This is a genomic window from Streptomyces sp. NPDC001513, from assembly GCF_042894695.1.
In the GTDB taxonomy this organism is placed as follows: Bacteria; Actinomycetota; Actinomycetes; order Streptomycetales; family Streptomycetaceae; genus Streptomyces.
Genome location: NZ_JBIAVU010000003.1, coordinates 154,766 through 175,855, shown reverse-complemented (window position 1 = coordinate 175,855; position 21,090 = coordinate 154,766). Strand labels below are relative to the sequence as shown.

At 70.2% G+C, this 21,090-nt stretch carries 19 protein-coding genes and 1 riboswitch; of the genes, 4 read left to right on the top strand and 15 right to left on the bottom strand.

Features of this window, described 5'->3' with window-relative positions; translation table 11 throughout:
• Positions 1–19: 19 nt before the first annotated feature.
• From ACFYZ4_RS07325 to ACFYZ4_RS07305, 5 genes are all read right to left on the bottom strand, one after another.
• Positions 20–1,138, bottom strand: a complete 1,119-nt coding sequence (locus tag ACFYZ4_RS07325; RefSeq protein ID WP_390783309.1) for a hypothetical protein — start codon at positions 1,136–1,138, stop codon at positions 20–22.
• An 85-nt stretch (positions 1,139–1,223) separates the two neighbouring features.
• The gene (locus ACFYZ4_RS07320) at positions 1,224–2,279 is read right to left on the bottom strand and encodes an NlpC/P60 family protein (protein ID WP_351296711.1); all 1,056 of its coding nucleotides are present in this window, start codon (positions 2,277–2,279) and stop codon (positions 1,224–1,226) included.
• Positions 2,280–2,500: 221 nt separating this feature from the next.
• Entirely contained in the window at positions 2,501–3,529 is a 1,029-nt protein-coding gene (locus tag ACFYZ4_RS07315) for an NlpC/P60 family protein (protein WP_351296708.1), read from the bottom strand.
• 252 nt (positions 3,530–3,781) lie between these two features.
• Positions 3,782–5,146 carry an NYN domain-containing protein gene (locus ACFYZ4_RS07310; RefSeq protein WP_351296729.1) on the bottom strand — a complete coding sequence of 455 codons (1,365 nt, stop codon included), beginning with the start codon at positions 5,144–5,146 and terminating at the stop codon, positions 3,782–3,784.
• 40 nt (positions 5,147–5,186) lie between these two features.
• Positions 5,187–5,426 (bottom strand): hypothetical protein, encoded by a 240-nt coding sequence (locus ACFYZ4_RS07305; protein WP_008738811.1) that lies wholly within the window; start codon positions 5,424–5,426, stop codon positions 5,187–5,189.
• A 134-nt stretch (positions 5,427–5,560) separates the two neighbouring features.
• On the opposite strand from ACFYZ4_RS07305, the gene ACFYZ4_RS07300 reads away from it, so the two are divergent.
• Together ACFYZ4_RS07300 and ACFYZ4_RS07295 are read left to right on the top strand one after the other, a co-directional pair.
• Positions 5,561–6,295, top strand: a complete 735-nt coding sequence (locus ACFYZ4_RS07300) for a rhomboid family intramembrane serine protease (RefSeq protein ID WP_390783308.1) — start codon at positions 5,561–5,563, stop codon at positions 6,293–6,295.
• Positions 6,292–6,573: an Lrp/AsnC family transcriptional regulator gene (locus ACFYZ4_RS07295; protein ID WP_008738815.1), complete on the top strand. Its 282-nt coding sequence runs from the start codon at positions 6,292–6,294 to the stop codon at positions 6,571–6,573. The genes ACFYZ4_RS07300 and ACFYZ4_RS07295 overlap by 4 nt, the downstream gene beginning before the upstream one ends.
• Before the next feature lie 355 nt (positions 6,574–6,928).
• On the opposite strand, the gene ACFYZ4_RS07290 is transcribed toward ACFYZ4_RS07295, so the two are convergent.
• From ACFYZ4_RS07290 to ACFYZ4_RS07265, 6 genes are all read right to left on the bottom strand, one after another.
• Positions 6,929–8,323, bottom strand: a complete 1,395-nt coding sequence (locus ACFYZ4_RS07290; RefSeq protein WP_384348175.1) for an aminotransferase class V-fold PLP-dependent enzyme — start codon at positions 8,321–8,323, stop codon at positions 6,929–6,931.
• A gap of 230 nt (positions 8,324–8,553) precedes the next feature.
• Positions 8,554–8,670, bottom strand: a riboswitch (SAM riboswitch).
• A 112-nt stretch (positions 8,671–8,782) separates the two neighbouring features.
• Complete coding sequence (gene trpD / locus ACFYZ4_RS07285) at positions 8,783–9,847, bottom strand: anthranilate phosphoribosyltransferase (RefSeq protein WP_351296700.1); 1,065 nt, start codon at positions 9,845–9,847, stop codon at positions 8,783–8,785.
• A 172-nt stretch (positions 9,848–10,019) separates the two neighbouring features.
• Positions 10,020–11,645, bottom strand: a complete 1,626-nt coding sequence (locus tag ACFYZ4_RS07280; RefSeq protein ID WP_351296697.1) for a ubiquinol-cytochrome c reductase cytochrome b subunit — start codon at positions 11,643–11,645, stop codon at positions 10,020–10,022.
• Entirely contained in the window at positions 11,642–12,700 is a 1,059-nt protein-coding gene (locus ACFYZ4_RS07275) for a Rieske 2Fe-2S domain-containing protein (protein WP_351296694.1), read from the bottom strand. Before ACFYZ4_RS07275 ends, ACFYZ4_RS07280 begins: the two co-directional genes overlap by 4 nt.
• On the bottom strand, positions 12,697–13,506 hold the full coding sequence (locus ACFYZ4_RS07270; RefSeq protein ID WP_351296691.1) for a c-type cytochrome: 810 nt from the start codon (positions 13,504–13,506) through the stop codon (positions 12,697–12,699). The genes ACFYZ4_RS07275 and ACFYZ4_RS07270 overlap by 4 nt, the downstream gene beginning before the upstream one ends.
• Positions 13,507–13,582: 76 nt before the next feature.
• Positions 13,583–14,203 (bottom strand): heme-copper oxidase subunit III, encoded by a 621-nt coding sequence (locus tag ACFYZ4_RS07265; protein WP_030036314.1) that lies wholly within the window; start codon positions 14,201–14,203, stop codon positions 13,583–13,585.
• Positions 14,204–14,402: 199 nt separating this feature from the next.
• Here ACFYZ4_RS07265 and ACFYZ4_RS07260 point away from each other — a divergent pair, with 199 nt between their 5' ends.
• Positions 14,403–14,807, top strand: a complete 405-nt coding sequence (locus ACFYZ4_RS07260) for a hypothetical protein (protein ID WP_030707464.1) — start codon at positions 14,403–14,405, stop codon at positions 14,805–14,807.
• A 53-nt stretch (positions 14,808–14,860) separates the two neighbouring features.
• Here ACFYZ4_RS07260 and ACFYZ4_RS07255 read toward each other — a convergent pair whose 3' ends face one another.
• The 4 genes from ACFYZ4_RS07255 to coxB form a co-directional block, all read right to left on the bottom strand.
• On the bottom strand, positions 14,861–16,108 hold the full coding sequence (locus ACFYZ4_RS07255; RefSeq protein ID WP_351296687.1) for an Ig-like domain-containing protein: 1,248 nt from the start codon (positions 16,106–16,108) through the stop codon (positions 14,861–14,863).
• Positions 16,109–16,235: 127 nt separating this feature from the next.
• On the bottom strand, positions 16,236–16,634 hold the full coding sequence (locus ACFYZ4_RS07250) for a cytochrome c oxidase subunit 4 (protein WP_351296684.1): 399 nt from the start codon (positions 16,632–16,634) through the stop codon (positions 16,236–16,238).
• Positions 16,631–18,364: a cytochrome c oxidase subunit I gene (gene ctaD / locus ACFYZ4_RS07245; protein WP_351296681.1), complete on the bottom strand. Its 1,734-nt coding sequence runs from the start codon at positions 18,362–18,364 to the stop codon at positions 16,631–16,633. The genes ACFYZ4_RS07250 and ctaD overlap by 4 nt, the downstream gene beginning before the upstream one ends.
• Positions 18,361–19,332 carry a cytochrome c oxidase subunit II gene (gene coxB / locus ACFYZ4_RS07240; protein WP_351296678.1) on the bottom strand — a complete coding sequence of 324 codons (972 nt, stop codon included), beginning with the start codon at positions 19,330–19,332 and terminating at the stop codon, positions 18,361–18,363. Before coxB ends, ctaD begins: the two co-directional genes overlap by 4 nt.
• A gap of 291 nt (positions 19,333–19,623) precedes the next feature.
• Between coxB and ACFYZ4_RS07235 the strand changes: the two genes are divergently transcribed.
• On the top strand, positions 19,624–21,003 hold the full coding sequence (locus ACFYZ4_RS07235; RefSeq protein ID WP_390783307.1) for a cysteine desulfurase/sulfurtransferase TusA family protein: 1,380 nt from the start codon (positions 19,624–19,626) through the stop codon (positions 21,001–21,003).
• The last annotated feature ends 87 nt before the right edge of the window (positions 21,004–21,090 follow it).

Below are 21,090 nucleotides of genomic sequence, written 5' to 3'. Positions count from 1 at the left end.
GCCAACGTACCGGACGCCCTCAGCGGAACTCCTTCCGCAGGGCCTCCTGCCACTCCTTCGCCAGCCCCGCCGGATCCGTCCCGAGCGTCTCCCGCAGCGCCGTCGGCCACGGCCCGCGCCCCGCCTTCTCGTACAGGGCCACGAGCGCCGCCTCGCCCCACCGGTCCGCGATCAGCCGGCAGGCCAGCCACGCCCCCTCGTACGCCCGGGCCAGCGCCTCCGGGTCGCCGCCGAAGGCGAAGTCCTCCGCCCGGGGCAGCCCGGCCGGCACCTCGCCGCGCCGCACCGCCCGGGCCAGCGCCGGTGCGCCCTGCTCCGGGGTGGTGGGGGTGCCGCGGTACGCCGCCCAGTCCGCGAAGCCCTCGGAGAGCCACAGCGGGGTCGTGGCGGAGGTCGCCGCCCGGGTGGCCACGTGGGTGACCTCGTGGGTGAGGATGACCCGCCGGCCCTCCTCGCCCAGTTCCGCGTACCCCTCCGGGTTGATCACCACCCGGTCCGCGGGGGCCGGCCCGGCGCCCACCCGGCCGGTGGTGACGGCGCCCATGCCGCGGTACGCGTCGGCGGGCCGGCCCAGCAGCTGCGCCATCCGCTCCAGGGACCCGGGGACCAGCACCACGACCCGTCCGGCCCAGGGCCGGGGCCAGGCGGCGCTCGCCGCGGGCACCGCCCGGTCGGCCTCGGCCGCGATCGCGGCCAGCGCCTCGGGGGACTGTCCGGCGCCGCCCAGGACCAGGGAGTGCGCACCGCGGACCACCGACACCGGGCCCTGGTCCCACAGCTGCGGCAGTGCGCCCGGCGCGGGCCTGTCGGCGCGCACCCGCCAGGGGCCGCCGCCCGCCGCGCGTTCGAGTTCCAGCTCGCGTTCCGAGCCGCCCGGGGCCGTGTCGTAGCCGGTCAGCCGGTAGCGCAGCTCGGCCCGTACGAGGGCCCGTACGCCGTCCCGCCGGACCGAGGCGACCTCGTACGCCCAGCCGTCGAGCGGGATCCCGGAGAGCTTCTCCGGCGGCACCCGCGACCAGTCGGCCACGGCCGCGCGGACGTCGCGCTCGGTGGTGTCGGCCGGCCGCGTGGCGCAGCCGGCGAGCAGCACGCACAGCAGCAGCGGCAGGACACGGACGAGGCGGCGGACCGGGAGCATTCGCCGATCGTACGCACGCTCCGGGCGACGGGCCCCCGGCCGGGGCCGGGGGCAGGAGCCGGGGCGGGGGCTCGGCGGGCCGCCGTCAGGGGCGGGTCACCGAGGACACCGGCATCATCCCGACGGGGTCGTAGCGCACCCGGGCCCCCGGATACGGGGCGTGCACCACCTGGCCGTTGCCGACGTACATGCCGACGTGGCTGGCGTCCGAGCGGTACGTCACCAGGTCGCCCGGGCGGGCCTGCGACAGGGGCACCTGTCGGCCGGCGTGCCGCTGGGCCTGCGAGGTGCGCGGCAGGGAGACTCCCGCCTGCCGGTAGGACCAGACCATCAGTCCGGAGCAGTCGAAGCCGGAGGGGCCGGTGGAGCCCCACACGTAGGGGCGGCCGACCGCGGACCGGGCCGCCATCACGGCGGCCGCGGCGCGCCCCGACGACGGGCCGAAGGAGGGCAGGTCGGGCAGGGCGTCGGCGCGGCCGGCGGAGCGCGAGGAGCGCTCGAAGTCGGCCCGCTCCTCGGACGGCATCGCGTTGAGCAGCCGCCGGGCGGCCGCGAGCTTCGCGGTGACCGAGCGCTTGTGCCGGGCCACGTCCGAGCGCAGGGCGTCGAGTTCGGCGAGCTTGTTGGAGGCCTCGCGGCGCTCCTGGCCGAGCCGGCGCTGCTCCTCGCGGAGTTCGTCGAGCTGCCGGGCCTGACGGCTGGTCAACCGGTCCAGGGCGGCGGCCTGCGCCAGGTAGGCGTCGGGGTCCTCGGCCAGCATCAGGCCGACGGCGGGGTCGATACCGCCGCTGCGGTACTGGGCCCCGGCGAAGGTGCCGAGGACGCCCCGCATGGTGTTGATGCGCTCCTGGCCGCGGGCCACCGCGTCCTGGGCCCGGTTGACCTCGACGCGGAGCCTGTCGGCCTTCTCGCCCGCCTCGTTGAACCGCTCGGTGGCCTGCTCGGCCTCTTCGAAGAGCCGGTCGACCTGGGCGCTGACTCCCGTCCTCGCCGCGCCGCCGGGCTCGTACGGGAGGCCGGGGGCGGCGCCGGCGGGTGCGCCCGTCAGGGCGACCGCGGCCGTGGCCGCGGCGGCGGTGAGGACGGTGACCTTCGTGTTCCGGTCGAGGCTGCCGAGCCCGCTCCGGCGATGGGACGCCACGTGAAACCGCTCCCTTCCGCTGTGTGTGGCCCGGGTCCGCCCCCCGTGGACGGCCTTGTGCCGGGTTCCGCGCTGGCAGACAGTAGCCGGACGGTCACATGCCGACCAACGACCGTCGGAGGGCACACACAGTGACGCCCCGCAGGAGACGCAGGTCACCGGCGGGGCGTGTGGTCAGAAAGGGGCCGCGGAATTCGCCCGGATGGGCGGTGTGCGGCGCGTCAGCCGATGCGGACGCCGAACTGGAACGGCATGTTGTCCATCGACTCGTACTTGATGCCGCTGCGCGGGTTCGAGGCGTGCAGCGTCATGTTGTTGCCGGCGTACAGGCCGACGTGGTGCAGGTCCCCGTAGAAGAAGACAAGGTCACCGGGCTGGAGCTGGCTGCGGCTGATGCGGGTGCCGTCGTTGGCCTGGGTGTAGGTGACGCGGCTGATGTTGACGCCGGCCTGCTTGTACGCCCACTGGGTCAGGCCCGAGCAGTCGTAGACGTTGGGGCCGGTGCCGCCGGACTGGTAGGTGAAGCCCAGCTTCGTCTTGGCGGCCTCGAGGGCGGCTCCGGCGCGGCCGGAGGCCTTCACGTTGCCGAGGTCGACGCGCTGGCCGTCGGCGCGGCTGGCGCGCGACTCCTCGTCCTTGAGCGCCGTACGCTCCTGCGCGGTCAGGGTGTTGAGCAGGGCCTGAGCCGCGGCGAGCTTGTCGGTGGAGACCTTCTTCTTCTCGGCCAGCTCCTTGCGGGTGGCGTCGAGGTCCGCGAGCTTGCCGGAGGCCTCCTGGCGCTGCTGCGCGAGGCTGCGCTGCTTGGCCTGGATCTTCTGGACCGCCTCGACCTGCTTGCCGCTCAGGTGCTCGAGGGAGGAGGCCTTGTCGAGGTAGCTGTCGGGGTCCTCGGAGAGGAGGAGGGCGAGGGAGGGGTCGATGCCGCCGTTGCGGTACTGGGCGCTGGCCATCGAACCGAGGGTGCTGCGCAGCTCGTTGAGGTCGCCCTGGCCGCGTGCGACCTGGTCCTGGAGCTGGGCTATCTCCTTCTCGAGCGTCTCCTGACGCTCCTTGGCCCCGTTGAACTTCTCGGTGGCCTGCTCCGCCTCTTCGTAGAGGGCGTCGACCTGGGTCTTGACCTCGTCCTTGGTCGGCTTCGCCGGAGCGGCGGAGGCGCTCTGGGAGGTGAGGGCGACCACGGCGGCCGCGGTGGCGCCGAGCACGGTCACACGAGTGCGGTTCGGCTGCTTGGGTCGACGGTGGGACGCCACGGAGGCGAGCTCCTTCTTCCTAGAGCCGCCGAAGAACGCAACTCGGCAGCACCTTCGCCGCCACCCCGAATGAGTGATCTACCGCACGAAGGTTTGAACGCACACTAGTGACCTTGCTGTGATCAGTTCAAATCCCGTCGGCAAAAAATGCGCCCTCCGACCAGGTTCTTTACCTACAGCGCACGCTCTGTGCCGGGCACTTGACGGTACGTTCACTGTGGCGCCGGTCAATTCCGGCATTCAGGAGGGGAGTTACGAAACGCGCGAAAGCCGCTTCAGGAGCAAAGCGGACGTCACCGGCCGCGCACCCGCCTTGGCCACCCCGTCGGCGACCTCGCGGTCGGTGGAGACCACGACCACCGGCCGGCCGGGCGGTTCGGCGCGCACCAGCTGACGGATCAGCTCGTCCGCCGTCACACCCGCCTTGGAGAACAGCACCCGCACCCCGCGCGGCGGCGCGAGCAGCACCGGGGCCGCCAGTTCGGCGCCGTCGAAGACACAGGTCATCTCCGCGCCCGTCTGCGCGGCCAGCATCGACAGCCCGCCCAGCAGCCGCAGCCGCTGCTTCTCCAGCGGCATCGTCGGATAGCCCGTCTTGGTCACGTTGTAGCCGTCGACCACCAGATGGGCCTGGGGCAGCGCCAACAGCTGGTCCAGCAACGCCGGATCGGTCTCCGACAGAGCGCGCGCCGCGATGTCCTTCGGCGTCATCCGGCCCGGCTCCACCGCGTCCACGGTGTCCGCCGGGCGGGTGCTCACGGGCGGCAGCGCCAGCTCGCGGCGCAGCCCCTGGGCCGCGTCCAGCACGGTGTCCAGCAGCAGCCGCAGCCGCATGTCCTCGATGCTGCGCCCCTCGCGGGTGGCCCGGCGCGAGGTCTCCAGCGCCGCCTCCACCTCCGCGAGGCGGGACTTGAGCCGCCGGCTCTCGCTCTCGGCGGCGGCCACCCGGGTGGCCGCGTCGCCGCGGATCCCGTCGACCTCGGCGGTCAGCTTGCGCAGGGCCGCCTCACCGCGCTTCACGTCGCTGAGGGCGCTGCGGAGCTTGCGCTGAAGCGATTCCGCTTCCTTGCGGGCCGCGTCCAGCTCCACGCGCACGTGCTCACCGCCCGTGCGCTGCGCCTCCCGGGCGTGGGCCAGCTCCTCGCGCAGCCGCTCCAGCTCGCGCCGGGTCTCCTCGCCGACCCGCTCGGCGTCGGCGCGCTGCGCCTCCTCGCCCGCGGCGGCCACCAGCTTGACCCAGCCGGCCGGCCGCAGGACGAACGCGGCGGCCGCCACGTCCAGCGGATCCGCGGCGGCGGGCGGCGCACCCGACTCCAGGGCCGCGGCCAGCTCCGCCTGCGCCTCGCGCAGCTTCTCGGCGACCCGGCTGCGGAACACGGCGTCGGTCTCGACGGCCGTCGCCATGGCGTTGCCCGCGAACTTGGCGCGCCGGGTCGGGGTGAAACGGGCGTACTGGCGCAGCTGCGCCGGCAGGTCCGCGACCGTCAGCGCCCCGAAGGCGTCCGAGACGAGCGCGACGACCCGCCGCCGCACGCCTTCCGGCAGCGGGCGGTCGAGTGCCTCGGCGGCGTCGCCGGCCGCGTCGGCCGGCTCAGCGCCGCTTGCTGGCTCCACAATCCGTCACCCCTACCGTGATCTACCTGTGGGCACGCCTCCGTCAGGAGTCCGCGCCCGGCCTGTCCACCAGCTCGATCTGGTCCACCGCGTTGCACCAGCGGCAGCGGACCGACTCGATGGTCTCATTGACCACCTCGCGCTCCTCGACCTTGGGCTCCCCGGCGAGGTCCAGGTGGACGTACTCGACGACCTTCGACGAACGGGTGACGTCGAAGCGCGTGAGGTTGCCGCACAGGGTGCAGCGCCACCGGGTGGTGTCGGTCGGCAGGGGAACCGTCATCAGGCCGCTCTCTCCTTCGTAACTGATTCAATTAAAGCCGTCCGCGCCGCCGTCTGCGCGTGTCTTCACCGGCCGGCGGACCGCAGCTCGTAACCCTACGGCCTGCCACCGCCTCAGGTGGGTCCCCTTGCGTCATGCTCTGTCACATGATCGTAAGGTGGCGGGCCGTACGCGAGGCAGCCCGGGGACCGGTGGTCACCCATGCGCTGATCGCGGGCTGCGGTGTGGTGTTCGTACTCGGCCCCGCCTCGGGGCTCAACCCGGTCTACGGGACGGGCGACGAGCTGCTGGCCGCCGGGACCGCGTACTTCCGGCGCTGGGGCGTGGTCCCGGACGAGCTCTTCACGGGCACCCCGCGCGCCTGGCTCACCCCGCTGACGGCGCTGTTCGTCCACGGCAGCTGGCTGCACCTGCTCGGGAACATGCTCTTCCTCTACGTCTTCGGGGCGATGGCGGAGGAGCGGATGGGCCGCCCGGCGTTCCTCGTCTTCTACATCTGTACGGGGTACGTGGCGCTGGCGGCCTACGCGGCGGCCAACACGGGGTCCGCGCAGACCCTGGTGGGAGCGTCCGGAGCCATCTCGGCGGTGCTGGGCGCCTTCCTCTACCTGCTCCCGCGCGCGAGGGTGACGAGCCTGTTCCCCTTCCTGTTCTTCCTGCCGCTCCGCTTCCCTGCGTGGATCGTGCTGCTGTTCTGGTTCGCCCTCCAATGGGTGGCGGCGCAGCGGGCGGAGAGCGGCCCCGGGGTCGCCTACCTGGCCCACCTGGTGGGCTTCTCGGTCGGCTTCCTCTACGCATGGGTCCGGTATCGGGGTGCGACTAGAGTGAGGCGACCAGCGACGGCCACCGAGGGAGACAGCCAGCCGTGATCACCGCGATCGTGCTCATCAAGACCAGCGTGGACCGGATCCCCGAGATCGCCGAGTCGATCGCCGCGCTGGACAGCGTCAGCGAGGTCTACTCCGTCACGGGGACGTACGACCTGATCGCGCTGGTCCGCGTGGCCCGCCACGAGAACCTGGCGGACATCATCCCGGGCCGCATCAGCAAGATCCCGGGCGTCGAGGCGACGGACACGCACGTGGCGTTCCGCACGTACTCGCAGCACGACCTGGAGGCGGCGTTCGCGATCGGCCTCGACGCGTAACGCCTCCGGCGCGGTCTGCGGCGGGCCCGGGCTTCGCAACGCCTCAAACGCCGGCGGCGCTGGAAGTGTAGGCCCGGGCCGTCCGCGGGGTCCCTCCGGGACGTCTCCTCGTCGTCGCGCCTGCGGGCCTGTCACGGCCGTGAGCGCGTTTGCGCGCTCCTCCTGCGGGGACGCCCCTGCGCGCCCCCGCGCCGGCCGTGGGGTGGGGACACGGTGGAGTGTCCCCGCGGGAGGAGCGCGCAACCACCCTCGCCCTGTCGCAGCGATGGGGCACCGCCCCACACCCCCGGGCACGGGTCCGGCCGCGCCGCACGCCGCTGAGCCCCCGCAAGGACACCGCCGAGCCGACCGCAGGTCACACGGCCGGGACGCAGCGGCCTTCCTCCGTGCGGTACTGCCACTTCGCGCCGTCCGCGACGAGCTCCTTCACCGCGCGGACGAAGCGCTCGACGTGCTCGTCCGGGGTGCCCGCGCCGAAGCTGACGCGGATCGCGTTCAGGGAGCGCTCCCCCGGGGCCGCCTCCGGGGCTCCGCATTCGCCCTGGGCCTGCGGCTCGCTGCCGAGCAGGGTGCGCACCAGCGGGTGGGCGCAGAACAGGCCGTCGCGGACGCCGATCCCGTACTCCGCGGACAGCGCGGCGGCGAAGTGGGAGCTGTTCCAGCCGTCCACCACGAAGGAGATGACGCCGACCCGCGGGGCGTCGTCGCCGAAGAGGGAGAGGATCCGGACCGCCGGAACCTCCGCCAGGCCGCCCCGGACCTTCGCGATGAGGTGGCGTTCGCGGGCGACGAGGCTGTCGAAGCCGGCCTCGGTCAGGGCCTTGCAGGCGGAGGCGATGGAGTAGACGCCGATGACGTTCGGAGAGCCGGCCTCGTGGCGGGCGGCCGTGGTGTGCCACTCGACGTCCACGCCGCCGTCCTCGCGCCGGGCCACCTTGCGGGAGGCGCCGCCGCCGGCGAGGTACGGCTCGGCCTGCTGGAGCCAGTCCGCGCGGCCGGCGAGCACGCCCGAGCCGAAGGGCGCGTAGAGCTTGTGCCCGGAGAAGGCGACCCAGTCCACGTCCAGATCCTGGACCGAGACGGGGTGGTGCGGGGCCAGCTGGGCGGCGTCCAGGACGATCCGCGCGCCGTGGGCGTGCGCGGCGGCGGCGAGTTCCTTGACCGGCCACAGTTCACCGGTGACGTTGGACGCGCCGGTCACGCACACCAGGGCCGGACCGTAGGGGGCACGGTCGGCGAGGGCCCGCTCCAGGGTGGCGACGGCCTCGCCCGGGGTGCGGGGCGCGTTGAGGTAGGTGACCTGCGCGTTCGTCCAGGGCAGCAGCGAGGCGTGGTGCTCGGTCTCGAAGACGAAGACCTGGCAGTCGGCGGGGAGCACGGCGGCGAGCAGGTTCAGCGAGTCGGTGGTGGACCGGGTGAAGATCACCTGGTCGGAGGGGCGGCAGTCGAGGAACTCGGCGACCGTGACCCGGCTCTGCTCGAAGAGGTCCGTGGAGAGCTGTGAGAGGTACCCGGCGCCGCGGTGCACGCTGCCGTAGTACGGGGCGTAGGCGGCGACGTCGTCCCAGACCCGCTGGAGCGCCGGGGCGCTGGCGGCGTAGTCCAGGGCGGCGTAGGTGACCTCGCCGCCGGTGACGAGCGGGACGGTGACGTCCCGGCCGAGCACCGGCAGCGGCTCGGCACAGGCGGGGCCCTCGGCGGTGTCGGCGGTGGCGACGGAGGTGGCGGCGGCGTTCAGGAATGCGGACATGGCGGTATCTCCCGGCAGGCAGGGCTGAATGGCTTCGGAGTGCCCGTACGCGGATACGACCGTGCGGCCGTGCGGGGTACGGGAGAGCCCTCGGGCCGGACCGAACGGTCGGCGGGGGTACACGGAAGTGACCCTGATCCGAGGGGTGAAGTAGGGGCGGAGTCGCCCTATCGCATTCGCTTGCTCACGGAAAACGCTCCTCGAGAAGACCAGGACCCCTGGTGTCGAGGGATCCGCGCTTGCCGTAGGCCTTGCTGCCTACGACCTGGTCATCACCCGGGGCACCCCGCCACGGAAGGAGGGTTGCCGGACAGCAAGCCGGGGCCTAAACGCTGTCACTCGTGACCTGTTCAGCATCCTGCCACAAGATCCCCCGCGCGCAAGACCCCGGTCCGCATGGTGGACCGGGGCCTTGGCTCGTTTCGGCCGTCTCCTCGACGCCGGGCCTTTGGGCAGGGCCTAGGAGTTGCTCGCCGTCACCCAGCGCTCCAGCGCCGCGCGGGCCGCGCCCGAGTCGATGGACTCCGCCGCGCGCACGAGACCGGCGGCGAGCTGCTCCTCCAGCGTGCCCGTGCCGGGGTCCAGGGCGACCAGGGCCGCCGCCGAGTTCAGCAGGACGGCCTCGCGGACCGGGCCGGTCTCGCCGGCCAGCAGGCGGCGGGCCACGTCCGCGTTGTACGCGGGGTCGCCGCCGGCCAGCGCCGAGACCTCGACCAGGTCGATGCCGATGTCGCGCGGGTCGAAGGACTGCTCGGAGACCTTGCCGTCGCGGACCCACCAGATGCGCGAGGTGGCCGTCGTGGTCAGTTCGTCCAGGCCGTCGTCGCCGCGGAAGACCAGCGCGGACGAGCCCCGCTCGGCGAGCACGCCCGCGATGATCGGGGCCATCCGGGGGTCCGCCACGCCTGTCGCCTGGGCGCGTACCCGGGCCGGGTTGGTCAGCGGGCCCAGCGCGTTGAAGAAGGTCCGGATGCCCAGTTCCTTGCGGGCCGCCGCCACGTGCCGCAGGGCCGGGTGGAACTTGACCGCGAAGCAGAAGGTGATGCCGGCCTCCTCGGCGACCTCCACGACCCGCTCCCGGCTCAGGTTGAGGTTCACCCCGAGCTTCTCCAGGACGTCCGAGGAGCCGCTCGCGGACGAGGCGGCCCGGTTCCCGTGCTTGACGACCTTGGCACCCGTTCCGGCCACCACGACCGCCGACATCGTCGAGATGTTCACCGTCTTGGCCCCGTCGCCGCCCGTGCCGACGATGTCCACCGTCCGGCCCGGCACCTCGATCAGGTTGGCGTGCTCGTACATCGCCCGTACGAGGCCGTTGATCTCCGCGACCGTCTCCCCCTTCGCCCGCAGCGCGACGGTGAAGCCGGCGATCTGGGCGTCGGTGGCCTCCCCGCGCATGATCCGGTCCATGGCCCAGGCGGTGTCGTCGGCACACAGGTCCTGGCCGGTCAGCAGAGCGTCGAGGACGCCCGGCCAGCCACGGGCCGCCACGCTGTCGCCGCCTGCCGGGGTCACAACGTTCATGGTCCGCTCCTGCTGCTTGTCAAGGTTTCCACGTCGAATGGGAAGGGCTCCAGCCTATCCAGCCCGGAACACGGCAAAGAGCCCCGTCCGGACACTGGACGGGGCTCTTGCCGTGGCGACACCAGAACTGACCGAAATCAGTCCCTCATACGGTCATACGTCGTGCAGGGGATCAGTGGTGGCCGTGGCCGGCCTGGATCTCCTTGTACTCCTCCACCGTGGGCTTCGGAATCTGGTTGTTCTCGGCGTAGAAGCCCTTGCTGAGCTTCGCGCGGAGCTTCTCCGTGGCCTTCACCTTGCGCTCGACACCGTTCTCGTCGACCGTCGGGCCGATCTCGATCGGCTTGTACTGCTCGTGCGCGGTGAGCTTGTGCAGCTGACCCGCCGGGAGCGGCTCGTGGACCTCGACGAACTCACCGTGCGGCAGACGCTTGATGATGCCGGTCTCGCGACCGTGCAGCACCTTGTCGTGGTCCCGGCGCTGGAGGCCGAGGCAGATCCGCTTGGTGACGATGAAGGCGACGACCGGGACGACGAAGAAGCCGATCCGGACGAACCAGGTGATCGAGTTGATCGACAGGTGGAAGTACTGGGCGAACATGTCGTTGCCACCGCCGATGAGGAGCACGATGTACTCCGCGATCCAGGCGACACCGAAGGCCGTACGGGTCGGGACGTTGCGCGGGCGGTCCAGGATGTGGTGCTCGCGCTTGTCCCCGGTGACCCAGGACTCGATGAACGGCCAGACGGCGATCGCACCCAGCACCAGCGGGAAGAGCAGCAGCGGGATGAACACGCCCAGGACGAGCGTGTGGCCCCACAGGTTGATCTCCCAGCCGGGCATGGCACGGATCAGGCCTTCCGGCATACCCATGTACCAGTCGGGCTGCGCACCGGTGGACACGTGGTCCGGGCGGTACGGGCCGAGCGCCCAGATCGGGTTGATCGAGGCGACGGCCGCGACGGCCGCGATGACACCGAAGACCAGGAAGAAGAAGCCTCCGGCCTTGGCCATGTAGACCGGCAGCAGCGGCATGCCGACGACGTTGTTGTTCGTCTTGCCGGGACCCGCGAACTGGGTGTGCTTGTGGTAGAAGACCAGGATCAGGTGGGCCACGAGCAGGCCCATCATGATGCCGGGCAGCAGCAGGATGTGCACCGAGTAGAACCGCGCGACGAAGTCGCCGCCCGGGAACTCCCCGCCGAACAGGAACATCGACAGGTACGTGCCGACGACCGGGACGGACAGGATGGCGCCCTGCATGAAGCGGACACCGGTACCCGAGAGCAGGTCGTCCGGCAGCGAGTAACCGGTGAAGCCGGTGAACATGCCGAGGACCAGCAGCAGGAAGCCGAAGATCCAGTTGACCTCACGCGGCTTGCGGAACGCGCCCGTGAAGAAGACGCGCATCATGTGCACGACCATGGCCGCGACGAAGATCAGCGCCGCCCAGTGGTGGATCTGACGGATCAGCAGACCACCGCGGACGTCGAAGCTGATGTCGAGCGTCGAGGCGAAGGCCTCGGACATCATGACGCCCTGCATCGGCACGTACGAGCCGTGGTACACGACCTCGTTCATGCTCGGGTGGAAGAACAGCGTCAGGTACACACCCGTGAGGATGATGATGATGAAGCTGTAAAGGCAGATCTCACCCAGCATGAAGGACCAGTGGTCCGGGAAGATCTTGCGCATGTTGGCCTTGGCCAGGCCGTAGATGCCCAGGCGGCCGTCCGCCCAGTCGGCTACGCGCTCGCCGGCCGGCGCTTTGCGCTCGTTGTTGTCGCTGGTGCTCATCCGCGCTCCCAGAATGCAGGACCGACGGGCTCTTCGAAGTCGCCGAGCGCTTCGAGGAAGCCTTGGTCATTCACGCCGATCCGCAGCTGCGGAAGCGCGTGACCGGCCGGGCCGAAGATGACACGGGCGCCGTCGGAGAGGTCGAAAGTGGACTGGTGGCACGGGCAGAGCACGTGGTGCGTCTGCTGCTCGTACAGGCTGATCGGGCAACCGACGTGGGTGCAGATCTTGGAGTAGGCGACGATCCCGTCGTGGGACCACTCCAGCTCCTGCTTGTCCTTGATGTCATCCGGCTGGATACGGACGATCATCAGGGCGGCCTTGGCGATCTGGACCTGGAAGTCGTGCTGCTCCTCCTCCAGGCCTTCCGGCCTGGCGAAGGTCAGCGACCCGACGAGCACGTCCTCGGGACGCAGCGGCTCGTTGGTGTTGTCGTTGATGAGCAGCTTGCCCTTGGCCCACACGGTCTTGCGCAGCTTCTCCTCGGGCAGCGGGCCCAGGTCGCGCATGATCATGACGGCGGAGAGCGGCAGCATCGCCAGCGCACCGAGCATCGTGTTGCGGATCAGAGGCCGGCGGCCGATGCCGGACTCGTTCGCGCCGTCGCGGAAGTCCTGCAGGACCTGCGCCTTGACCTCCGGCGGAGCGGCGATCTCGTGGCGATCGGCGGCGACCTCCACGTCGGACATCAGGGTGCGGGCCCAGTGGACCGCGCCCGCGCCGATGCAGAAGAGGGCCGTGCCCAGCGTCATGCCCAGGGCGAAGTTGAGCGCGCTGACCTTCCCGATGGGGAAGATGTAGACGATCTTCTCGACCGGGAAGATCACGTAGGACGCGATGAAGCCGATCGTGGCCAGCATGGACAGCGTGAACAGCATCGCGACGGTGCGCTCGGAGCGCTTCGCCGCCCGCTCGTCGATGTCCTGGATGCGGGGCTTGTGGACCGGCAGGCCCGGGTCGGCGAACGGGTCGTCCGCGACCGCTACGGCACCGTGGTGCGCGTCGCCCTGCTCGCTCGGCAGGTGCTTCTCTTCGGGAATCTCTTGGCTACTCATGACTTCTTGGCCTTAGCGGTGTGGGCCGCGACCCAGACGGCGACAGCGATCAGCGCACCCAGAGCGAAGATCCAGCCGAACAGACCCTCGGAGACGGGGCCGAGGCCACCGAGCTTGAGACCACCGGGGCTGGTCGACTTCTCACCGTTCACGTTCTGGAGGTACGCGATGATGTCCTTCTTCTGCTGCTCCGGCATCGTCTGGTCCGGGAAGGAGGGCATGTTCTGCGGGCCGGTGAGCATGGCCTCGTAGACGTGCTTCGGGTCGACGCCCTCAAGGTTGGGGGCGTACTTCCCGTTCGTCAGCGCGCCGCCCTCACCGGTGAAGTTGTGGCACTGCGCGCAGTTGTTGCGGAACAGCTCACCACCCCTGGCGATGTCGGCACCTGCCGGGTCGTACTGCTTTGCGGTCGGCGTGATCGGACCGGCGCCGAGGGACGCGACGTACGCCGCCAGCTGGTCGATCTGCGCCTGGGTGTAGATGACGGGCTTCTTCGGCACCTGGGCGCCGGGCTGCTGGGCGGGCATGCGGCCCGTGCTCACCTGGAAGTCGACGGCCGCGGAGCCGACGCCGACCAGGCTCGGGCCGTCAGAGGAACCCTGACCGCCGGTTCCGTGGCAGCTTGCGCAACCCACGGCGTAGAGCTTCTTGCCCTCCTCGATGGCGAGGGACTGGGCGGTTTCATCGGCCTGCGCCTTGCCCGCGGGAGCAAAGGCGGCGTACAGCCCCCCAGTGGCCGCCAGCGCGAGGAGTAGAACGACGACCGCCGCCAGCGGATGGCGTCGTCGTGCGGAGAGCTTTTTCACGGATTACCCCGGTGTCAGGATCTTCTGCGTCGGTGTGTCTGGATGGAGTGCCGGGTCTTGCCCGGTGACGTGTTCGCTACTTGATCAGGTAGATCGTGGCGAAGAGGCCGATCCAGACGACATCGACGAAGTGCCAGTAGTAGGACACGACGATGGCCGACGTGGCCTGTTCGTGGGTGAACCTCTTGGCCGCGTACGTCCGGCCGAGGACCAGCAGGAAGGCGATGAGGCCGCCCGTCACGTGCAGACCGTGGAAGCCGGTGGTCAGGTAGAAGACCGAGCCGTACGGACCGGACGAGAGGCTCATGCCCTCGTGCTTGACCAGCTCGGTGTACTCGAACACCTGGCCGCCAATGAAGATCGCACCCATGACGAACGTGATGATGAACCACGTCCGGAGCTTCTTCACGTCACCGCGCTCGGCAGCGAATACGCCGAGCTGGCAGGTGAGCGAGGAAAGCACCAGGATCGTCGTGTTCGTCGCCGAGAAGGGCAGGTTCAAGGCCGAAGCCTGCTCTGTCCAGTACTCGGGACCCGTCACGGATCGCAGGGTGAAGTACATCGCGAAGAGGGCCGCGAAGAACATCAGCTCGGAACTCAACCAGATGATGGTTCCGACGCTGACGAGGTTCGGCCGGTTGACCGTCGGGTGCGCGTGCCCGGTATCTACTGTCGTTGCTGTCGCCACGACCGACATTATGTCGGTCGCTTATCCCGCCCTCACCCCGGGGGGTGCCGTTCGGAGTGTCAGGGGCGTGTGCAAGGCCCGAACGGCCCATCAGATCGCCCCGGTGGGATGTCCCGTGCACATGTCCGAAGCGATGTTGACAGCGCATGGGGAGGAGTAGCATCCCGCGCAACATCAACGTGATTCACGTGACATGTGGAGGAACGAAATGCGGGCGACTGCGCGGGTTCTGGTCTACAGCGACGACGCGGGCACCCGGGAGCAGGTGCGGCTGGCGGCCGGACGCCGGCCCGCAGCGGACCTGCCGCCGGTGGAGTTCGTGGAGTGCGCGACGCTGCCGGCGGTGCTGACGCAGCTGGACGCGGGCGGCATCGACGCGTGCGTGCTCGACGGCGAGGCGGTTCCGGCCGGGGGCATGGGCGTGTGCCGGCAGATCAAGGACGAGATCTTCCGGTGTCCGCCGGTGCTGCTCCTGATGGGACGTCCCCAGGACGCCTGGCTGGCCACGTGGAGCCGCGCGGACGCCGCCGTGACCCTTCCGGTGGACCCGGTGGAGTTCGCGGACGCCCTGGCGGGCGTGCTGCGCTCCCGCCTCTCCTCCTCGGCCGCCTGACGGTGCGCCTGCGGGCCCACGGGTGATCCGTGGGCCCGCACAGGCGCTTCCCGTCAGACGGTGGGCCGCAGGCGGGCCTGGTCCATGGGGTGGCGGCCTTCGTCGGTGCCCTTGAGGAGCGCGCTGCCCTGGCGCCAGTCCTTCCAGTCCATGTTCCAGTCGCCGAAGCCGTTGCCGAAGATGTCCATGTCGTCGCCGATGCTGTTGATCACCTTGACGATGTCGCCCTCGGTGATGTTCTCGTAGAACCAGGCGGCGTTGCCCGTGCTCATGCCGGTGCATCCGTGGCTGACGTTCTCGTAGCCCTGGGAGCCGACGGACCACGGCGCGGCGTGCACGTATTCACCACTCCAGGTGACGCGGGTGGCGTAGTAGACGGGCAGGTTGTAGTACTCGCTGCCGCCGATGCCCACGGTGTCGCCGCGCATCTGGACGAAGTACTGCTTGCCCAGCACCACCTTGACCCCGTTGCGGGTGGAGAAACCGGGCTTTCCGGTGGTCACCGGGATGGTGTTGATCACTTCTCCGTTGCGGCGGAACGTGAGGTAGTGCGAGGAGGCGTCGGTGGTGACCTCGACCCGGTCCCCGATCTCCAGCTTCACGGGCTTGGCCGCGACCCCGTGGAGCTCGTCGGTGACCCTGATGCCCTCCAGGTTGCTCCGTACGGAGACGGTGGAGTTCGCGGGCCAGTAGTCCTTGGGCCTGAAGTGGAGGTTCTTGTCGTCCACCCAGTGCCAGGCGCCCTCGACGCCGGCCGGGGCGTCGACGATCAGGCCCCGTTCCACGATCGCGCGGGCGGCCTTGTCCTTGACCGGCTCGCTGAGCTCGGCCGTGAGGGGCTGTCCGACGCCGTATTTGCCCTCCTCCGGGCCGAATTCGACCTTCAGGACCCCCTTGGACGGGGTGGTGTCGAACGTCAGCGTGCGCTGCCCCGGGGCGCCCCGCTGGTCCTCGGTGCTCACGGTGACCGTGTAGCGGACTCCTGAGGCCATCGGGACGGTGCTGTGCCAGCGGTCGCCCTTGGCGCTGAGTTCGCCCGCCAGGCGACGGCCGTGGGTGTCCACGGCCAGCACGTCGGTGATCCGGCCGCCACCGGCCTTGGCGGTGATTTCGAGGGGCTTGTCGGGGTCCACGGGGCGACTGCCCTTGGTCTGGTTGAAGGCGACCTGATCGCCCGCGTCGTACGGGCGGGCTGACAGCGGGTTCTTGTCGCCGGACCCGCATGCGGTGGCGCCGGCCCCGAGGGACGCGACCAGCAGGGAGCAGCTGAGTACCGTCCAAAGACGCGGTGAGTGCTTCATGGAGCCAACGCTATGAAGATATGACAATTACGGCGCGCGGTGTGACTGCAAACGAGGGGCCCGGACTCCTCCGAAGAGGTGTCCGGGCCCCAAGTGTGCTCGCGCGGCGCCGCCGCGCGGGGTGCTTCTACTGGTTCGCGTTCTCACCGCGGTAGTACTCGTACACCCAGCCCCACAGGCCGATCAGGATGATCGGGGCCGAGAAGTACATGAGCCACCAGCCGAAGATGACGCCCATGAAGGCGAAGGCGCCACCGATGGCCAGCGAGAGCGGCTGCCAGCTGTGCGGGGAGAAGAACCCCAGCTCGCCGGCCTCGTCGGCGACGTCGGCCTCCAGGTTGTCCTGGGCCATCTCGTCGACGCGCTTGGCCGTGAAGGCCAGGTAGTAGCCGATCATGACGCTCAGGCCGAAGGCCAGGAAGAGCGCGGTGGTGCCGACGGGCTCCTTCGACCACACGCCGTACACGACGGCCATGATCAGGATGAAGAAGGAGAGCCAGAGGAACATCTTGCCCTGGATCTTCACTTGCCGGCCTCCTTGCCACCGGTGACGGCCTGGGCCGCGACGCTGTGGTCCTCGAGGTGGTCGAGGGCCGCGATCTCCGGGTGGTGCAGGTCGAAGGCCGGGGACTCGGAGCGGATCCGCGGCAGGGTGAGGAAGTTGTGCCGCGGCGGCGGGCAGGAGGTCGCCCACTCGAGCGAACGGCCGTAACCCCACGGGTCGTCGACCTCGACCTTCTTGCCGTACTTGGCCGTCTTCCAGACGTTGTACATGAACGGAAGCATCGACAGGCCGAGCAGGAAGGAGCTGATCGTCGAGATCGTGTTCAGCGTGGTGAAGCCGTCGGCCGCGAGGTAGTCCGCGTAACGACGCGGCATGCCCTCGGCGCCCAGCCAGTGCTGCACCAGGAACGTGCCGTGGAAGCCGATGAACAGCGTCCAGAAGGTGATCTTGCCGAGGCGCTCGTCCAGCATCTTGCCCGTGAACTTCGGCCACCAGAAGTGGAAGCCGGCGAACATCGCGAAGACCACGGTGCCGAAGACGACGTAGTGGAAGTGCGCGACGACGAAGTACGAGTCGGAGACGTGGAAGTCCATCGGGGGCGAGGCCAGGATGACGCCGGTCAGACCACCGAAGGTGAAGGTGACCAGGAAGCCGATCGTCCAGAGCATCGGGGTCTCGAAGGACAACGAGCCCTTCCACATGGTGCCGATCCAGTTGAAGAACTTCACACCGGTCGGTACCGCGATCAGGAAGGTCATGAAGGAGAAGAACGGCAGCAGTACACCGCCGGTGACGTACATGTGGTGGGCCCACACGGTCACCGAGAGGCCGGCGATCGCGATCGTCGCGGCGATCAGGCCGATGTAACCGAACATCGGCTTGCGCGAGAAGACCGGAATGATCTCGGAGACGATTCCGAAGAACGGCAGCGCGATGATGTACACCTCTGGGTGTCCGAAGAACCAGAAGAGGTGTTGCCATAGCAATGCGCCGCCGTTCGCGGCATCGAACACATGCGAACCGAACTTGCGGTCGGCCTCCAGCGCGAAGAGCGCGGCGGCCAGCACCGGGAAGGCGAGCAGGACCAGGACACCGGTCAGCAGCACGTTCCAGGTGAAGATCGGCATGCGGAACATCGTCATGCCGGGTGCGCGCATGCAGATGATCGTGGTGATGAAGTTGACCGAGCCGAGGATCGTGCCGAAGCCCGAGAAGGCCAGACCCATGATCCACATGTCGGCGCCGATGCCCGGCGAGCGGACCGCGTCCGACAGCGGGGAGTAGGCGAACCAGCCGAAGTCGGCGGCGCCGTTCGGCGTCACGAAGCCGGCCACCGCGATGGTCGAGCCGAAGAGGTACAGCCAGTACGCGAACATGTTCAGCCGCGGGAACGCCACGTCGGGCGCGCCGATCTGCAGCGGCATGATCCAGTTCGCGAAGCCCGCGAACAGCGGGGTGGCGAACATCAGCAGCATGATCGTGCCATGCATGGTGAACGCCTGGTTGAACTGCTCGTTCGACATGATCTGCGTACCCGGCCGGGCCAGCTCGGCGCGCATGAAGAGCGCCAGCAGACCGCCGATGATGAAGAACACGAACGACGTGAGCAGGTACATCGTGCCGATGGTCTTGTGGTCGGTGGTGGTGAGCCACTTCACGACCACGTTGCCCGGCTGCTTGCGCCGTACCGGCAGCTCGTTCTCGTACGAGTCAGCTGCGGCGGCACCCTGGGATTCGTTGAGGATGCTCACAGTTTGTTCACTTCCGCATTCCGGGCCGGGTCGGTCTGCTGAATGCCGGCGGGCAGGAAGCCGGTCTGGCCCTTCTCGGCCAGCTCCTTCAGGTACGCCTGGTACTTCTCCGGGGAGACCACCTTGACGTTGAAGAGCATCCGGGAGTGGTCGACTCCGCAGAGCTCGGCGCACTTGCCCATGAAGGTGCCCTCTTGGCTCGGGGTCACCTCGAAGACGTTGGTGTGGCCCGGGATGACGTCCTGCTTGAACAGGAAGGGGACCACCCAGAAGGAGTGGATGACGTCATTGGACGACAGGATGAAGCGGACCTTCTCGCCCTTGGGCAGGACGAGGGTCGGGCCCGGGTTGCCCGTCTGCGGGTTCCGGTCGCTCGGAACGCCCTTCTCGTAGACGCCCTCGGCGCCCGCCGGGAAGTCCTTCGTGAAGCGGTCCGGGATCGAGGAGAGTTCCTTGGGAACCTCGCCCGCCTTCGGGCTCGCCGGGTCGCCGTCGACGTTCTCGACGTAGTTGAAGCCCCAGCTCCACTGGAAGCCGATCACGTTGATCGTGTGCGCCGGCTTGGAGAGGGCGAGCAGCTTCGACTCGTCACGCGCGGTGAAGTAGAAGAGCACCGAGACGATGATGAGCGGGACCACGGTGTACAGCGCCTCGATGGGCATGTTGTACCGGGTCTGCGGGGGGACCTCCACCTTCGTCCGGCTGCGCCGGTGGAAGATGACGCTCCAGATGATCAGGCCCCAGACCAGGATGCCCGTGACCAGCGCGGCCGCCCAGGATCCCTGCCACAGGGAGAGAATGCGCGGCGCCTCCTCGGTTACCGGAGTCGGCATTCCGAGGCGGGGAAAGTTTTGCCATGTATACGAGCAACCAGTGGCGGTCGCCAGGACCACGCCCGCAGTCAGCGCCTGCAGCAGCTTCCGCCGCATCGGGCGCCGCGGCGAGCGGTCGGAGCCGTAGGGACTCACGTAGCGCCTTCCCGAGAGTCTCGGCCCGCGCGGCCGGCCGCGGCCGTGTTCGGGTCGGTCGCCGGCCCTGACGCAGGCAGGGGTTTGGATGTTTATGCGGACCAAACCCTACTGGACGCTATTTGGGGTCGCGCGGGGAGGGTGCCCAACGCGCCGCTACAGCCCCCGAAGGGATGGATCCGCCGTCCGGGGGACGGCGCGAATGGCCCTGAATGGCGGACTCCGGGGCACAACTGACGCCCCCTGACCTCGGACGCTCCCGGAGCCACCACCTTGCCTTACGGTGGCCGGATGCCGTACTTCGACAGCGCGTCCGCCGCCCCCCTGCACCCCGTGGCCCGGCAGGCGTTGCAAGCCTCCCTGGACGAGGGCTGGGCCGATCCGGCCAGGCTGTACCGGGAGGGCAGGCGCGCCCGGCTGTTGCTGGACGCGGCGCGGGAGGCCGCGGCGGAGGCGGTGGGATGCCGGGCCGACGAGCTCGTGTTCACTCCTTCGGGGACGCACGCGGTTCACACGGGAGTGGCGGGGGCCCTCGCGGGGCGCCGGCGCGTCGGGGGCCATCTGGCCATGTCGGCGGTCGAACACAGTTCTGTACTGCACGCGGCGGCCACGCACGAGGCGCACGGCGGGACGGTGACCGAGGTCCCGGTGGACCGCTACGGCGCGGTGACCGCGGCCGCCTGGGCGGACGCGCTCCTCCCGAAGACCGCCCTCGCCTGCCTCCAGTCGGCCAATCACGAGGTGGGCACGGTCCAGCCGGTGGCGGAGGTGGCCGAGGTCTGCGCGGCGGCCGGGGTGCCGCTGCTGGTGGACGCGGCTCAGTCGCTGGGCTGGGGCCCGGTGGAGGGCGCCTGGTCGGTCCTGACGGCGAGCGCCCACAAGTGGGGCGGCCCGCCCGGGGTCGGCCTGCTGGCGGTCCGCAAGGGGGTCCGGTTCGCCCCCCAACACCCCTCCGACGAGCGGGAGTCGGGGCGCTCCCCCGGGTTCGCGAACCTCCCCGCGATCGTGGCGGCGGCGGCGTCGCTGCGGGCCGTACGGGCCGAGGCCGACGCGGAGGCGGCCCGGCTGAGCGTCCTGGTGGACCGGATCCGGCGGCGGGTGGTGCGGCTGGTCCCGGACGTGGAGGTGGTCGGCGACGCGGAGCGGAGGCTCCCGCACCTGGTCACCTTCTCCTGCCTGTACGTCGACGGGGAGACCCTGCTGCACGAGCTGGACCGGGCGGGCTTCTCGGTCTCCTCGGGCTCCTCGTGCACGAGCTCCACGCTGACCCCCAGTCACGTGCTGCGGGCGATGGGCGTGCTGTCGGAGGGGAACGTACGGGTGTCCCTGCCGCCGGGGACCACGGCGGAGGAGGTCAACGCGTTCCTGGAGGTGCTGCCGGGTGCGGTGGCGGGCGTACGGGAGCGGCTCGGCGTCTCGCACCCCCCGGCGGTGCAGCCGGTGGCGGACACCCTGGAGCTCGACGCGCTCGGCCTGCGGTGCCCGCAGCCGGTGATCGAGCTGGCCCGGGCCATTTTCCGGGTGCCGGTGGGCGGCACGGTCACGGTCGTCTCCGACGACGAGGTGGCCCGGCTGGACATCCCTGCGTGGTGCGCGATGCGGGGGCAGGAGTACGTGGGCGAAACCCCCCGCCCGGCCGGCTCCGCCTACACGGTCCGCCGCCTGCTCTGACCCGGGCTCCGCCCGAACCCGGGCAAATCCAGCCTCGCCGGCGTTTGAGGCGCGGGTCCGGGCGGAGCCCGGTGCCCGGCGGAGCCG

Excerpts from the sequence above, each read along its gene's own strand:
- ACFYZ4_RS07325 (WP_390783309.1), bottom strand. The coding sequence starts at position 1,138 with ATGCTCCCGGTCCGCCGCCTCGTCCGTGTCCTGCCGCTGCTGCTGTGC.
- ACFYZ4_RS07305 (WP_008738811.1), bottom strand. The coding sequence starts at position 5,426 with ATGACGGTTCCCCTGCCGACCGACACCACCCGGTGGCGCTGCACCCTG.
- ACFYZ4_RS07300 (WP_390783308.1), top strand. The coding sequence starts at position 5,561 with ATGCTCTGTCACATGATCGTAAGGTGGCGGGCCGTACGCGAGGCAGCC.
- ACFYZ4_RS07290 (WP_384348175.1), bottom strand. The coding sequence starts at position 8,323 with ATGTCCGCATTCCTGAACGCCGCCGCCACCTCCGTCGCCACCGCCGAC.
- trpD (WP_351296700.1), bottom strand. The coding sequence starts at position 9,847 with ATGAACGTTGTGACCCCGGCAGGCGGCGACAGCGTGGCGGCCCGTGGC.
- ACFYZ4_RS07280 (WP_351296697.1), bottom strand. The coding sequence starts at position 11,645 with ATGAGCACCAGCGACAACAACGAGCGCAAAGCGCCGGCCGGCGAGCGC.
- ACFYZ4_RS07275 (WP_351296694.1), bottom strand. The coding sequence starts at position 12,700 with ATGAGTAGCCAAGAGATTCCCGAAGAGAAGCACCTGCCGAGCGAGCAG.
- ACFYZ4_RS07265 (WP_030036314.1), bottom strand. The coding sequence starts at position 14,203 with ATGTCGGTCGTGGCGACAGCAACGACAGTAGATACCGGGCACGCGCAC.
- ACFYZ4_RS07260 (WP_030707464.1), top strand. The coding sequence starts at position 14,403 with ATGCGGGCGACTGCGCGGGTTCTGGTCTACAGCGACGACGCGGGCACC.
- ACFYZ4_RS07255 (WP_351296687.1), bottom strand. The coding sequence starts at position 16,108 with ATGAAGCACTCACCGCGTCTTTGGACGGTACTCAGCTGCTCCCTGCTG.
- ACFYZ4_RS07235 (WP_390783307.1), top strand. The coding sequence starts at position 19,624 with ATGCCGTACTTCGACAGCGCGTCCGCCGCCCCCCTGCACCCCGTGGCC.